This window comes from Methanosarcina sp. KYL-1, from assembly GCF_024372725.1.
Lineage (GTDB): Archaea > Halobacteriota > Methanosarcinia > Methanosarcinales > Methanosarcinaceae > Methanosarcina.
On the sequence record NZ_VOUA01000002.1, the window covers coordinates 229,494 to 245,135 of the forward strand.

11 protein-coding genes are annotated in these 15,642 nt (G+C 45.2%); 5 read left to right on the forward strand and 6 right to left on the reverse strand.

Annotated elements, in window-relative coordinates; genetic code table 11:
- Positions 1-897: 897 nt before the first annotated feature.
- Both FTO70_RS03065 and FTO70_RS03070 read right to left on the reverse strand, forming a co-directional pair.
- Positions 898-1,665, reverse strand: coding sequence for a hypothetical protein (locus FTO70_RS03065; protein ID WP_255334220.1), 768 nt, complete (start codon positions 1,663-1,665; stop codon positions 898-900).
- A gap of 54 nt (positions 1,666-1,719) precedes the next feature.
- Positions 1,720-2,766: a ParB/RepB/Spo0J family partition protein gene (locus FTO70_RS03070; RefSeq protein ID WP_255334221.1), complete on the reverse strand. Its 1,047-nt coding sequence runs from the start codon at positions 2,764-2,766 to the stop codon at positions 1,720-1,722.
- A 364-nt stretch (positions 2,767-3,130) separates the two neighbouring features.
- Between FTO70_RS03070 and FTO70_RS03075 the strand changes: the two genes are divergently transcribed.
- Positions 3,131-3,559 carry a hypothetical protein gene (locus FTO70_RS03075; protein ID WP_255334222.1) on the forward strand — a complete coding sequence of 143 codons (429 nt, stop codon included), beginning with the start codon at positions 3,131-3,133 and terminating at the stop codon, positions 3,557-3,559.
- Between the two features lie 787 nt (positions 3,560-4,346).
- On the opposite strand, the gene FTO70_RS03080 is transcribed toward FTO70_RS03075, so the two are convergent.
- The 3 genes from FTO70_RS03080 to FTO70_RS03090 all read right to left on the reverse strand — a co-directional run bounded on the left by FTO70_RS03080 (position 4,347) and on the right by FTO70_RS03090 (position 7,430).
- Positions 4,347-5,297 carry a hypothetical protein gene (locus FTO70_RS03080; RefSeq protein WP_255334223.1) on the reverse strand — a complete coding sequence of 317 codons (951 nt, stop codon included), beginning with the start codon at positions 5,295-5,297 and terminating at the stop codon, positions 4,347-4,349.
- A 211-nt stretch (positions 5,298-5,508) separates the two neighbouring features.
- Positions 5,509-6,261, reverse strand: coding sequence for a HesA/MoeB/ThiF family protein (locus FTO70_RS03085; protein ID WP_255334224.1), 753 nt, complete (start codon positions 6,259-6,261; stop codon positions 5,509-5,511).
- A gap of 239 nt (positions 6,262-6,500) precedes the next feature.
- Complete coding sequence (locus FTO70_RS03090) at positions 6,501-7,430, reverse strand: hypothetical protein (protein WP_255334225.1); 930 nt, start codon at positions 7,428-7,430, stop codon at positions 6,501-6,503.
- 476 nt (positions 7,431-7,906) lie between these two features.
- Here FTO70_RS03090 and FTO70_RS03095 point away from each other — a divergent pair, with 476 nt between their 5' ends.
- Entirely contained in the window at positions 7,907-9,418 is a 1,512-nt protein-coding gene (locus FTO70_RS03095) for an AAA family ATPase (protein WP_255334226.1), read from the forward strand.
- Positions 9,419-9,558: 140 nt separating this feature from the next.
- On the forward strand, positions 9,559-11,358 hold the full coding sequence (locus FTO70_RS03100) for a VWA domain-containing protein (protein ID WP_255334328.1): 1,800 nt from the start codon (positions 9,559-9,561) through the stop codon (positions 11,356-11,358).
- Between the two features lie 38 nt (positions 11,359-11,396).
- Here the strand turns inward: FTO70_RS03100 and FTO70_RS03105 are convergent, their stop codons facing one another.
- Entirely contained in the window at positions 11,397-12,128 is a 732-nt protein-coding gene (locus FTO70_RS03105; RefSeq protein ID WP_255334227.1) for a hypothetical protein, read from the reverse strand.
- 349 nt (positions 12,129-12,477) lie between these two features.
- On the opposite strand from FTO70_RS03105, the gene FTO70_RS03110 reads away from it, so the two are divergent.
- Together FTO70_RS03110 and FTO70_RS03115 are read left to right on the forward strand one after the other, a co-directional pair.
- Entirely contained in the window at positions 12,478-13,878 is a 1,401-nt protein-coding gene (locus tag FTO70_RS03110) for a DUF916 domain-containing protein (RefSeq protein WP_255334228.1), read from the forward strand.
- A 473-nt stretch (positions 13,879-14,351) separates the two neighbouring features.
- On the forward strand, positions 14,352-15,509 hold the full coding sequence (locus FTO70_RS03115; RefSeq protein ID WP_255334229.1) for a citrate/2-methylcitrate synthase: 1,158 nt from the start codon (positions 14,352-14,354) through the stop codon (positions 15,507-15,509).
- Positions 15,510-15,642 lie beyond the last annotated feature (133 nt).

Consider the following 15,642-nt stretch of genomic DNA (forward strand, 5'->3'; position numbering starts at 1 on the left):
ACAGGGGTAGGATACATGGTTTCAACATCTTTTATACCCACTGCCCGCTTTTAAAAACTGATCGCAGCCATTAAAAATTGATATCACGAACTTTCAACATTTCATTAAAAAATGGTATTAACAATGACTTCAACGTCGGTTAGGTAAAGACGATACGTAAAACTCTGGAATTGGTGAAAAATACCTAATTCACTGCCGTAGCACAGGATGGATAAAGGAATGCCCCTAACATCCATTCTATCATTCCGTGTAGTAAAAAGGGATCAATAAAACTTATTTTTGGAAAAAATAAAGCTTATTGAACCTTAAAATATCAAATAAACACTCAAAGCGTACCTAAATGGAGAAGGAAGTTATTTAAGCAGCCATCAGACAAAATTACCTATATTCGATATGACGGCTGCCCGCCTTACAAGACCTCCTAATCCTGAAAAATTTCTTTTTTGAGTGAAATGATCTGGTCTACGGAATTTATGAAAAGGATTATCAAGATTAAAAGGGGGGGTGCCTACTTTATGAATTTTCAGCCTTATGGAAATGAACAAATCGGAATATGTTGGCTTCGGCATACTTAAGGAGTGCCCAGATAACGCAATCTCGTCCTATTAGCTCACTGCGGGGGATCTTCAAGGATTGTTAAAAATGTCTAGTGGTGTGTGCATCTCGTTCTTAAATCGATTCTCTAAGCAGCAGAACCCCTTTAATCATTTGAAGGATTAAATAACTTAGGAAAAACTGAGTTAATATTGAGCCCTCGAATTTCCTGCAGGCAAGCTAGTGTCGCGTCAGTCCTCAAGGATTAAATGATTCTGAGTGGTTGTAATCGATTTTATATGACATTTTACTGCTGACGCGACACTAGCACTTCTTTTAAAATGCCCTTTCCAGTCTGCTTATTTAATCAAAATCAAAGATAGACCTGTTTTGTGGTGGTTCAATTTTTGGAGGGTATAAAAGAGAAATAATCATCCATGCATTAGGGTGAAATGAGTGAGTACCCATTAAGAAATAGAGGTCCCTACTTTTCATCCAGTCGAAGAACCTCATTCGAATTTTTTGAATATTCTCAGGATGATCTTCGCCCCATCTACTAACTAAGTTTCTATACAGTTGTCCAGCTTCAGTATCGAGACATTTGCATTTATGATTTTTCTCATCTTCTCCAAAACATTTGAATTTATAGAACATGTCATATCTCAAAATATCTATCGGGATAAAATTTCCATCTAATTTTTGTTGTTTCTGTAGTTGGACCTTCCGCTGATCGGGGGAACATTCTCTGATGATGAGGTCCATTAAATCGGGTTTTATGATCCCAAGGGATGTTTTATCCTCTTTCCAACTAGCTCTTAACTCATCAAGAGTGGAAACATTGTTTTTGCATATTTCCCTGATAGTTTCATCATCCACCATTTCTTCTTTTTCAAGGGTTTCAGGTCTGATTTTAAAGCTTTCTTTTCTGTGATCGCCTTTTTCTTTTATTTCGTAACTGATCCACTGTTTTTTATGAAACCCAAAATTTACAAATTTCTCGAAAGGAACCGGATAAATCCGGCGAAGTTCTCCCTCTTCAGTAATACCTGCCATACAGACAGAGGCCTTGTATCTTTTACTTATCTCAGGGTATGCCATGCATAAAAGAAGGAGTTTCTCCCTCCCCGCCAAAAAAAACCACCCCGCATTTCTTTATAATCGCCCTATAATTTACATCAAAAGCTTTCATAAGTGAATCAGCTCTTTAAACTCTCCTGTTTCTTTTAACCTAGTTGCTAGAATACTCCGATGACAGTATATTTTCTGATCCCTCTTGGGAGTGGCATGTTTTTCATAACACATAAGAGCAGTTCTTCCCGATTCCTTGATTTCATCAACAATTTTTGAGAAATCAAGCTCTTTTAAGAGGTGCCACCGATAATACTTGTCAAAGCACTCAAAGGGGATGGCTCCATCCTTATACGGATTCTGCCACTCATAAGGGACACCAAGTTCCCTCTTGTGAACATAATGAATTTTTGCTCTCTCAAGTTCTCGGGAAAGAATTGGTTTGCTGAAGTCAGGTTTAAATTGGCTTTCTGTAGAAAAACGAACGTCAAAAAGATATTCAATACCATTGTTCTTTAGGACTTCAATGAAGGTTTTAAGTTCAGTACCTTCGTACCCAATAGTATAGATGGTATTATTAAGATAGCGTTTTTTGGCCTTACGGACTTCAGCCTCGTTGCGCTCAATTTTATTTTGTATAATATACTTTAAAAATCCCGCCTGATACTGGATATCAAGAGAAGCGATTATTTCTGCAACTCGCATAATGATTATGTCATCTTCAAGAGCTTTTGCAACTTCATCATGTAAATCGAGTGCAATTTTAATTCTTCTCCTTACCCACTCATCTCTTTTTCCAATTTTTCTTGCTAACTCTGGTCCACTTATTCCAAATTCCTGGGTGATCCGATGCAGAACCTTTCCCTGCTCCCTTTCGGACATGTCTTGCCTGATTATGTTTGTTTTCAAGGCAAGAAATAGAGCTTCTATATCATCTACGTCTTTGACAGTTGCTTCAATTTCTGTCCAACCAAGTTCTTTTGAAGCTTGAACTCTGCGGTGTCCTGAAATTAATTCATATCCATCGCCTTTCGGTCTGACTATGATTGGATCCCATTGCCCATCTACTTCCAAGCTTTTTTTTAATTCATCAAATTGTTCTGGCTCTAGTTTTTCACGTATCGTATACGCAGAATCATCAATATTACTGATACGTATTTTCATTCATTGTACACCTTCTTGGCTCCATTTTTTGACAAAACAACTATTGATGCGGAATAACTTGCATATTCTAGAATATGAGAAACTCTGCCTTGAGAATCAAGAACGTTTTCTTATGCATCCACTCATTCCCCTTCAGAAACATGGCGTTCCCCAAGGTTCAATCATTTGGCTCGTCTTGCGTGCCTCATATACCCTTGTTTTTTTCCTAAAGTTCAAAGGTCCATAAACTATATATTTTTTAAGATTTTTACCAAGTTATTATATAATAGAAATAAATATTAAAGATAGTATTATAATATGGACATGTAAGTGGTGCGCATGCTGGACTTGTTGGCACTGTTATTCAGAATGATGGTGATAATGAATGCTAAGGCAGACATATAAATCGATAATTGGCAAAACTAAGGCCTGTTACCCAGATGCCTTCTTTGTAGATGTTACAAGATCCAGAAAATCAATATTAAGTCCTTCTTGGAATCTGCTGAATGATTACAAAAACGGCTTAGTAGACTGGACCGGATACACAGAAAGATTTAAGGAGGAAATGGAAAAACCAAAAGCAGTAAGAGAAATGCTTGGAATAGCTAAGAAAGCTCAGAAAAAAGATGTTTTTCTCGTATGCTTCGAAGGTCCTCTAGCAGGAGATAAATGCCACCGTTTTATACTGTTGGATCTAATATCAAAAATAGCCATAGAACATGGAATCGAAGTTGTCGTTAGTAAAGAATATGCCTGCTTAGAAGACCAAAAGAAAAACAAGCAATCTAAACAAATGATACTTAGTTGTTTTTAATATGAGGATAGCTACTTTAGACATATAAGATTCAGTAACCTTTCCCAAAGACATCTTCTTTGCAATTCTGTGGCAGATTCCCTTCAACTTTATTAAACAAGCTCTTCTCGACAACTTCTGTTACATACCCATGTTTACTCCATTTATTGATTTAAGATCATCTTCAGTTTTTAATCCGAAATTTCCTACAAGGCAACCATGATTATGCGCGTCGTGCCAGTGCCTAAAACTAGGCCTCCTTCATCCACATATCAACGTTATCACATTGTCTACATACTCGACATCCAATCCCCGTTTTTGACCATCACGATCTTCAGAATATGTTATGGATCACTTCCGTTTGATGCCCTGACGTAAAGTACAGATTGCGGCAACTCAGATAAAAGCCATTTTAGAACAAAACTTCCCCTCCACACTTGGACCTGCCTACTAGCCCGGGACCTGTAAAGCAGTTTGATTGATAATGGAAATTAGAAAAGAAAAAAATAAATAGTAATCCAATAGAATTGAATAGCAATAGCAAATAAAAGGGAAATAGGCTTTCAACAATAAGGTCTGTGGGTTCACCAGCAAGAAATCACGCCTCGTTGGCTCAGCCCGGTAGAGCGAGTGACTTGTAATCACTAGGTCGCGTGGCCGCTAGGCCAAAGCAACGCCAGTTGCGCCTAGAATCACGCACGGGGCTTTTTCCTATTTTCTGTTCAAAGCCTTTTGGCTTCTTTAATTTTTTCTGTTTTTGGATTTAAACCCTTTTTAAATCATTTTTAAGTCCTGATTTTCTGCACCTTTATTTCCAGGAAGTTTTTCGCCCGGGCTTGATCTCCCCATCAATCAGGTCATACAGCTCCACCAGAGCCCTCCGAAGCCTCCGGGTTTCGGTTTCCCAGACCTTCTTTTCAACGTGCCGGCTGCCTCCGGCCTTCACAGCAGCCATCCAGGCATATTTACCGGCCACCCTTTTGTTGCCCCAGGGATGCCCAAATGCTTTACCGGCTTTCTGGGTACTGTATTTTTCATTGATAAGGAACTCGTAGATTTCAAGCACACGCATAAGCATGTCTTCTTCGCTGTCCTGCTCCGAAGAGCCAAAAACGACAAGGTTCCAGATACGGAACTGGACCTCCCGGCGCTTGAGGTCCAGGATTTCCGAGTTTGCGGCATCCAGCACCGTCCTGAACTCAAAGAAGATATCCGTTTCCCCGAAACCTGCAGGCAGGATTTTCCCGAGAGCTATCATGACGTGGATGCATTCATGAAAAAGGATTCTGGCAATCAGGAACTCAAGCCGTTCCTGCAGGTTCCAGAACTTGTTGACCAGTTCATCTTCCCAGAGCTCGTAAGGGTTCACCAGGATAAAGGACTTGTAGACGATCCTTTTTCGGTCTTCGGAAACCGAGCGGCTCGGATAAAGGGTCACGCCCTGCATTTTCCCGAAAAACTGGACCTTAACCGCAAGGTCCCAGCAGCATTCCAACTCCCCGGAACGCACGCATTTGACCCGGTAATAATTCCCGTCAAAATGCACCGTTGAGAGCAGACTGTACATGTCCTTACTGTGTTTCCTTATCAGAGCCTTTACCTCAGTCTCCCGGTAGATGCTCAAATCAAGGTAAGGAACGTTCGGGACGACTGAAGAAGATAAATCGAGCATAAAAGAGTCCTGGGACTGAACCCGGTTCCCGGAATTCTTCTCTTGCAAACCACCTTTTTGCCCGACTTCCCGGACACCCTTCCCCATACGAAAACTCCCCTCCGAATTTTCCTATTTTATAATTCCCTTATATCATCCATTATTCCTAACTTCCCTATTTCCCCATACCAGATTATTAACTGAAGATATATAAAAATTGATTAAAAAAAAGGAATAAAAATAGATAAAGAAGAAAAAATGATAAAAAAGAAAAGAATCCTGAAAATTGCGGAGTCCTGAAACCTGGAGGAACCTATCATTATTGCAAACCCACGTCTCCAGATTCGCCTTTTAGCCCTCCGCAGACCGGACAATTATTTAGTTTTGCAAGAGTAATTTCACTGAAAGAACCGGAAAGCCCGTTCCAGAATAAAAGCCTGCTTTCCAGAAGTTTCCCCTGCCCGGTCAGGAATTTGATTGCTTCATTTGCCTGAATCGCACCGATAACTCCCGGAGTTGCCCCCAGGACCGGGAAAATTTCTTTTCTGGAAATGCGAGGGAAAATGCAGTAAAAGCATGGGGTCTTTCCCGGGATTATCGTTGTTACCTGGCCGTCATACCCCGTAACTGCCCCGTGGATCAAGGGGATCTTTCTTTTTACGGCAAGCCTGTTGAGGATATGCCTTGTCTCGAGGTTATCCAGAGCGTCCACGATAAGATCACACTCCGGGACCAGAGACCCGGCATTCGATTCGGTGAGCATCTCCTTGATTACTTCAACATCAATTCCCGGGTTCATGGACAGGAGCTTTTCTTTTGCGGATTCGACCTTGCTTCTTCCTACATCCTTTTCATGGTGAAGGAACTGCCTGTTCAGGTTGCTGAGGTCTACGGAATCGAAATCCGCAAGAATTATTTTACCTATTCCTGCAATTGCAAGATATGTGGAAACCGGAGACCCCAGCCCTCCCGCCCCTGCAACGAATACCCTTGCATTTTTTAACTTTTCCTGCCCTTCTTCCCCGAAAAGAAGGATTTGACGGCTGTATTTTTCACGTTCCAGATCATCCATGTAAGGCCTTCCATAAAAATGATTTCTGCTTACCTTATCTTCGGGACCAATGTTCCCGGAGCCCAAGCCTTTTAGCTCAGACAATCATTTTCCTATTCAGGTATTGTCCTATTCAGGTATTGTCCTATTCAGGCATTGTCCTATTCAGGCATTATCCTATTCAGGTATTGTCCTATTTATGGATAGCTTCTTTGGCTGTTATTAGAAAGGCCCCCACGCCTTCTCCGAAAAACAGGGTTTCATTCAAGCAGCATGTGCCGGTCAAGTTCATTATACAGTTCCGTTAAGGTTTCCCGGAGTTTGAGGAGCTCCCTGTTCCGGGCTTTTGTGTCGGGAATGGGACAGGGACCTACTTTAAGGGAAGCCATATGAGAGTAGTCCCTTGCGATTTTGGCGTTGCTCCAGGGAAGGCCGAACCCAAGGTCGGTTTTTTCGATGCAGTATTTTTCATGGATGAGGAATTCATAGAGCTCAACTGCAGCCTTGAGCTTCGATCCCGGGCTTGCCGCAGGGGATGCAAACCCTGCAAGCCTGTAGAGGCAGGCAAGGACTACCTGGCGCCGGGAAGCCAGGACTTCCGAGTTTGCAAGCTGCAGGACCTCCCTGAACTCAAGGAAGATATCAGTATTTCCCAGGCCCTGAGGGAAGGTTTTTCCAAGGTGGACCAGGACGTGGATGCACTCGTGAAAGAGGATCTGGGCAATCAGGAATTCAAGCCGTTCCTGCAGGTTTGCAAACCTGCATACGAGTTCCTCGTTCCAGAGCTCGTAAGGGTTTACAAGTACCAGGGACCTGTACACGATCCTTTTTTTGATCCCGGAAACAAAATGCTTCGGCTCCACGGCCAGGCCCTGTACGGCCCCGAAAAACTGGAACCGGACCGCAAGGTCCCAGCAGTATTCCCAGCCGCCCAGATGGACACACTTTACCCTGTAGTAGTTTCCGTCAAGGTTTACATCTTCGATCAGCCTGTACACAGCTTCACTGCCCTGCCTGATAAGGGCCTTTATGTGCTGCTCCCTACAAAAACTCAGTCCAGGATTGGGAACACAGACCGAAAATGGAGCCGATACAAAAGGATAGGCATCAGAAACAACACCTGAAGCATCCTGACTGGCGTTTTTTCCAATGGAAATGTTTTTGGGCTTCACTTCCCTGGTTTTTTTCAAAAATACTCGCCTCTTGTTTCCGTTTTTCAGCAAATTCCGGAGAGACTGGAATAAACAACTTTCCGGACAGAAGTACACACAATTATACTATATCCTATACCGTATCCTGCCAAATTTGGAAGTATAAACCATTTTAAAGAATTTCCCGGGGAAAGAGAATCCGCAACGGCAGGTTTTCAAGCGATCTGACGAAGTTTGTTTATAGAAGAGATGAATATATTTAAGAAATATATAAAAATATTGCAGATAAAAGTGAGAAAATAAGAAATGTGAAAAATTCTGGCCCGGACATTACAAGTTATGAAAAATCCAGATATTTTTTTGGAAAAATTAATTAAGGTCAGGCTCATAAAAAAAGTAGACTCAGCCCTCAATATCGGTTTTAACCGATTTTCCTGAACCTGCCAGTGCCCGGAGGTTTTGCACGGTTTCAACCCTTTTCCTGCACTCAAAAATTAGAATTAAAAATAAAGATTATGAAGGTTTTCAATTTGAAAAACACCATCCTTGACATCAAAGAGGAATTTTCTACCTATTTCAAGGAACGAGATGCCGAAATAAACGGTTCACTCCTGGCCCTCCTTTCGGGAGAGCACGTCCTTTTACTGGGGCCCCCGGGCACCGCAAAGACCCTGCTTGCAAATAAAATCTGCGAGACCATCGAAGGGGGAAACTTTTTTCACTACCTGCTGACCCGTTTTTCCACACCGGAAGAGGTTTTTGGCCCTCTTTCCTTAAAGGCCCTCGAAAGGGACGAGTTCAGCCGGAGGATCGAAGGCTACCTGCCCACAGCCCACATCGCCCTTCTGGATGAGATCTTCAAGGCAAACAGTTCCATTTTAAACAGCCTCCTGACCATCCTGAACGAAAGAAAGTACCACAACGGCAAGGAAGTCATGGACGTACCCCTCTTTTCCGTCTTTGGGGCATCCAACGAGCTGCCCGAAGAAGACGAAAGCCTGGAAGCCCTTTACGACCGCTTTCTCTTCAGGTACAGTGTGGACTATATCCAGCATGAAGAAAACCTTGATGATCTGATTTTCGAAAACGTGGAAGATTTCACCCCCTCGACAAAACTGGGGGTAGGGAACATCAGGGAGATCAGGAAAAAAGCAAGGCAGCTCCCCGTAGACCCGGAAGTCCGGACAATCATAAAGGGGCTTAGAAGGGAACTGAAAAGCTCCAACATCTTCATCTCGGACAGGCGCTGGAAGAAAATAGTAAACGTGCTCAGGGTTGCCTCAGCCGTAAACGGGCACAGGAGCGTGAACAGGATGACAGTGGTCCTGCTCCAGCACATGCTCTGGGACCTGCCCGAACAGAAAGAAACTATCAGGAAGTTTATCCTGGACCGGGTGGTTTCGGGAGGCACGGACACCGGAAAACTGAAACAGGACGTAATCGACCTGAAGAACTCCATATACACCTGCCTGAGAATGGAACTTCCGGACACTGTAGCCTGCAACAAGTGTTACGAGGAGGACAAAAAGGCAAGCAACCCTAGAAACTCCCGTTTCTCCGGGATGAAAACCCAGAAGAACCTCACGTTTTCCAACACCCTGGACTTCCTTAAGCACCACCTGGAGTTCCCGGGGCACACCTACAGTGTGGGACTTGATTACAGCAACCTCAACAGTTCCCTGAACTTCGAGTCCGTGGCAGAATATTTCCACCGGAAATATGCTTTTGAATTCAAGCTCAGCCTGGACTACGGGGATAAGAGGCTGTACGAAAAAGAGTACGAAAACCTTGAGGAGAGGCGGAACTATTTCAGGAAACAGGTGCAGGAAGAAGAACGAGCCCTTGAAGATACCCTGCGGGAAAACATCTGGGTCTCAGGGCAGGACAGCAAGGAAATTATGATGAAATACCGCTCCAAGAACACGGACATCTACGAAATCGCAAGCCACCTTTCCGAAATCCGGGCTTTGCTCGAAAAACCGAAGGTCTTTGACATTGACCTGGAGAGGGTAGAAGAAGCGGCATGAACCCGGGATTAATCAAAAATACCCTGAATAAACCGGAAAAACCAGAGAACTGGCCGGAGAAATCAAGAGAAAAATCAAGAGAAAATCCGGAAAAAAATCCGGAAAAAATTCTGGCCGAAATTCCATAAAAAGTGAAGAACATGCAGGAACAAAGAAACCGGAAAGGAAGCTTCGCAAAACTGAACGGGCCGCTTTCTCCCCCCTCATCCACCTCATCCACCTCATCCACCTCATCCACCTCATCCACCTCATCTCTCCCATCTCTCTCATCCACCTCATCCACCTCATCTCTCTCATCCCCCTTATTTGACCGGGCCTTCAACCCTTCCGCCGTCCTGAATACCGAACTGCGAGACTTCCTGGCAGTCCCGAGGAGAATCCCGCGCCCGTTAAGAGAAGAGATTGCCGGGGTGCTCCTTTACGACATTTTCTCCGGGAAAGAATACGAAATAAAGGACGAAAAGCGCTTCATTGAAAAGTTCGGGGTATTTTATCCTATCTTCCTGAGTATGAGGAACACCGGGGTATGGGAAGACATAAAAGCCCTTGCAGGCACAAACCGGATGGCAGGGCTCCTTGTCCTGAAAACCCTGCTGGAGGAAGTTTTCACCCTTATAGGCGATTATGAGAAGATCGAGCAAGGGATTGAAAAAAAGCTTCAAAAAAGCCTTGAAAAAGCCCTGAAAAACCTGAAGGAACTGATAGAAGAAACCCTTGCCTCCTGGGACAGCAGGAGCCGGGAAAGGCACAAAAGCCCTGAAAACCGGGAAAGCCCGGAATCATCAGGAGAACTAAAAACTCCCGGGGCTGGCCAGGAGCAGGATAAAAACTTCTCTCAATACTTCCCTCCGAACTCCCCTGATACCCCACCCCTGAACTCCGGAAAAATGGCTTCAATGACCCGGAAGTTCATGGCTGATGAAAAAGCCGGGCAGGCCCTGGACTCAGTAATAGATGAAATGATTGCTGAAAAGCTTGAGGAGTTCATCTCTGCACTGGAAAGCCACCTCGATGCGCTTGAAATCCTTTCCATGCTCTTTCCGGGAAAGATGTGGGACTATTCTTTAGAGGCCCTGCACCGGGAATATTTCGGGAACATGGAAAAGTATGCAGGGCTCCTGAGAAAAAGCTCCTATCTCAGGGAAATCCTGGAGCAGGTGGGAAGGATAGAGCTCGAATACGGCTCAAAAAAACTGTCCCTCTCCCCCCACAGCAAAAGTGAGGTGCATGAGGTGACCTTATCAGGAGAAATCCAGAACATGCTCCCCATAGAAGCCGTGAAACTCAAAAACCCGATTATGAAGCGCAAGTTCTATGCGGACATGCTGGAAGGAAAACTCCTCACCTACCAGCTCAGGGGAAAGAACTGGAACTCCGACCTGGCCGGGAAAAAGAGAAGAGGACCTGTCGTTGCCCTTGTGGATACCTCTGCATCCATGCGGGGAAGCCCGGAAATCCTTGCCAAAGCCGTGATGCTCGCGGTAGCCAGGAGGATGCTCAAAGAAGGCAGGGACGTGAAAGTAATCCTCTTTTCCTCGAAATGGCAGACCCTTGAGATCGAGCTGACAGACAAAAAGCGAATGGGAAAGGAATTCCTGGACTTTCTCATGCACACCTTCGGGGGCGGAACGGACTTTAACACCGCGCTCCGGGCAGGGTTAAAAGCCATGAAAGAGGAAAAAGCCTTCCAGGGTGCAGACCTCCTCTTTCTCACCGACGGCATCTCCGAGCTTTCGGAAAGACCCCTTATCCGGGAATGGAATGAAATAAAAGCCGAACGAAAGGCCCGCATCTTTTCCCTGATCATCGGAAACCACGATGCAGGAGGGCTCGAACAGGTCTCGGACCATACGTACCTGATCCGACATGCTGAGAACTGGGGAATTGAAGAGAGCCCTGCAGGGTTTATAAAAGCTATTGGAAGGTCCGTATACAGATGAGGGCTGAAAGGGTTGGATACTGATAGAAGGGAAGGGCTTTACTTTCCGCGCCGTAATAAACTGCTGATCCCTCTTATCAGGTCCCTGACCTCTTCCTTGCTCAGGAGAGAATTACCCAGGTATCCTAGCAGGATTTTAAAAGCGGGGTTTTTACCCAGCACCGGCTTTCGGAGTATTACGATCTGCAGCAGGACCATAAGCATAAGCTTCCGTTCTTCCGGACTTGAAGACCTCAGCCTGCAGTAAATCTTTCCGGAAACCTGCTTTACCGACTCTTTATTTTCACTTACCACCCTGGAAGCTTTTGATGAGGCGTTTCTTGAAACCTTTTTTATCCGGACAGCTTCCCTGGAAGCGGCCCTGGAAAAACTTTCAAAAGCACTTCTCGAGAATTCCTTGACCTTTTCTTTTTTGCTGCCGCGTGTCTCCCCATATGCCTGCTTCAGATCCTCATTACCGGCATCATCCCCCTCAATTATGCGAAGTATTTCGTCGAATATTTCATTTAGTTCTTCTGCCGAGCATGCCTTCAGGTACTCACGCAAACCTTCCATCGATTTGAGGTAGTCTTTTCCAGCCCTTCCGGGACCTTCCTCTTCAAAATCACCGTCCACTTCAACAAAATCGGCATCAATAAAGGGACCTTTCCCGACAAGAGAGTCACGGAGTGAAGCCTTTCCGGATTCCGTTTTTTTTCGGGTCCTGTATCCGGCACGTGAAAGCCTCCCAAATACATCTTTTTTGTTTTTGAGCACGAAAACCACACTCATCCCTATTTTTACGCAAACCCTGCCAGCTTCGGAGGAATCGGTCGGAACCGGGAGTTATTTCGGAACTATACTTATGATTACAACTCGAAATATGAAATCTCTTTCTGTTTCTTCTCCATTTGAATTCAGGTATTTGCGGATGGAAAAAAAACAACAATAAGGAGTTAAAATCAACTAAAGAAATTAAAATTAATTTTTTTGGCAAAATAATTCACCATAAATCCTTAATATGGTAAATAAGCTTTTTTAACCCCTATTTTTAAAAAAATAACTGCAGATTGATTCGTAGTTTAAGCAATTATTTTATAAGTCTCATTCCTTAGTGAGTATCAAGCAAAGGTGAAAAGATATGAAAACACTGAACACAAAGACGTTGCGAAACATCGTATGCGGGATACTTGCCCTATCCCTGCTGTCGCTTGCCTGCACCGGAGCTATGGCAGGGAATGAGGCGGGGAGTGAAGAAGTAAATGAAGCCGTGCCCGTGAGAGCAGGAGCAGTACAATCTAAGACTGTGACCAGTATAGCTCCAATGCCTGAACTGTATGCCGGAGATTATTTCCCCGAATTTGAAAAACTCAGGATCGACCCTCCATACCAGTACCTTGAAATGGAACCGGGAAGTGAAGAAAGCTTTACCGTAACTGTCGAAAACAAAGACAATAAAACAATTACGCTGACCCCTGAACCCTTAATCGTCCCCTACACCGAGAACTTCATCGACAAAAACTGGATCAGCATCAGCCCCGCCGAAAAAGTCCTGGAGCCGGGACAGGAAGCGGAGTTTGAAGTGAAGGTAGAAGTGCCCGAAGATGCGGACCTCGGAAACTATGCCGTGCTTCTTGCCTTTACCGGCAGTGTACCGGAAGGAGACGTTGCAGGCTATTACCCGAACTACCCGGGCACAATGCAACTGAACCTCCAGGTCTGGGTCCCGCCGAAAGTCCAGGTCCTGACCCCCTGGATCAGCGACCTTGTGGAAGCCGAAGAGGCCTATGAATATGAAGTCCTGCTCAGGAATACGGGCAGCGAAGACATTTCAATCAAGCCGGAACTGGGTGAGGGAGGCGACATCATATACTACAAGGTCATGCCACCCTACGGAGGGCCCGAACAGGCCTTCGGAAACGATGCAATCAGCATTAATGCCCCTGAAAAGATAAAAGCCGGGCAAACGGCAACCGTAAAGCTGCTGCTTAAGGTGCCTGCAGGGGCAAAGGGCAGCTACAGCGGGACCCTCGATCTCAATATCGACGACCCCGGGATAAGGGAATACGAAGGAAGGGTCTCCCTGAACTTCCGTATCCTCCCCACCCCGGAAAAGCCCTACGAGACTTCCTTTGAAGCCAGGACCGACGGCCCGATCACCATAGAGCTTAGCACCTACCAGTACGGATACGGCCTGTATGCCGGCGGGAAAAGCCGGGACCTCACTCCCACTTTCGAAGTGAGCCTGAAAGACCCCTCCGGAAATGCGGTGGTCCCTGTCCTTGAAAGCACGAAATACACCGGCTCGGTAAGTGTGATGGATGAAACATATCCGCAACCATATCCGCTCCCGTACATGTCGTCAATGAGAATCGCAGACGGAATGGAAAATGCCGGCCAGGGAAGCTACCAGGGAGGGAACACAGGCATTGTTGAGACCTATACACTCCCCGGAGCCGCAGGAAAGTGGACCCTTTCAATCCTCCCGAAAAACACGGAAAACTTTGATTACTCAATTACCATCGGGCCCGTTGAAGAATAAAAAGGCTCAATACACTTCTTCTTCCTGCCCCTTCAAGGATTTCGGGATAAAAATTACCCGAAATCTGTTATTTATTCCCGAAAATAGAAGGTTTTCGGGTCTTTTTTGATGCATCTTTTGAAGCCTTTTTGATACTGCAGGAAGCGTCTCAATTCTTCGGCTCCGTAAGGAAAGAGTCCCTGCAAGAAGTCGTCCAGGGTGATACGCCGGCACGCGCCCCCCGTGATTCGAAACGGCTACGATGTCAGCCCACACTTCGACTGCAGAAAGGGCGTCTTCTGCACATGATCCCTTTTACGGTAAAGGGACTTTCGTAGCATGTTTAAGTGCCTTCAAAGAGTGGTACTGAAAAGTAGTACTGAAAAGTAGTACTGAAGAGATGCCTGCACTTCAGCCCTTGATATCAAAAAACCAATAGTTATTATATGCGCAGATATATAATTATTACATTATCATTACCGGGGGTTTTATGAGTGGAGGAAGCGAAGAAAGGACTTGAAAACATAATAGCCCTTGAGACCAGTATAAGTTCCATAGATGGGGTAAAGGGAGTTTTGAAGTACAGGGGAATCCTTGTCAACGATTTGCTTGACATGCCCTATGATGCCGTATCTTACCTGCTTATCCGGGGAAAACTGCCAGACAAAAATGAACTTGCTGCTTATTCCGCCCTGCTGAAAGAAAGAAGACCTGCAGGAGAAAATGTCCTGAACGTTCTCAGGACCTGCAACTTCAACATCGAAGCCATGGACGCGCTCAGAACAGCGATTTCCTATATGTCCCACTGCGACCCGGACCTTAGCGATAATTCCGAGGAGGCAAACCTGCGAAAAGCTGCAAACCTTGTGGCAAAGTTTCCCACAATCATTGCGGCCTTCAGCAGAATAGCAATAGGGAAGGAACCTGTTCCTCCTAACCCTGCCCTTTCCCATGGGGCCAATTTCCTCTACATGCTCAGAGGAAGCAAACCCACGGAACTTGAAGCCGAAATCATGGAAAAGGACTTCATCCTTAGCGCCGAACACGAACTCAACGCATCCAGTTTCGCATCGAGAATTACGGCTTCCACCCTTTCGGACCTTTATTCCGCCATCATCACCGGAATCTGTACCCTCAAGGGCCCCCTTCACGGTGGAGCCCGGATGGCCGTAATGGATATGATCGACGAGATTGCCGTACCAGAAGATAGCGAAGCTTATGTGCTGGAGAAGATGGCAAATAATGAAAAAATCATGGGCTTCGGGCACAGGGTGTACCTGACTCAGGACCCCCGGACAGGAATATTCAAAAAACTCGCAAAGGAGCTTGCGGAATCCAGAGGAAACATGAAGTGGTATGAGACAGGAGAAAACATAGAGAATGCGATATTCAAGGTTTTTACGGAAAAAACGCACAAACCTATCTACCCGAATGTAGACTTTTATTCGGGGATCGTGTACAAATACCTGGACATACCCCCGAGGCTTGCAACCGCCGTCTTTGCCATCGGCAGGATCTCGGGATGGATTGCCCACTGCATGGAACAGTACTCCGACAACCGCGTGATCCGTCCGCGGGCGAAGTATGTGAAAGCTGGACAGCCCCCGGAAAACGAGCCCTTATTATCCCCAAAGAAAAAAATAGTAGTATGAGATAAGGGAATTCATGCGTGAGACCAGAGATTTCATACGTGATGTGAGAGATTCATACGTAAGATTCCATACATGATGTGAGAATTCATACGTAAGATTCCATACGTGATGTGAGAATTCATACGTGAGATTC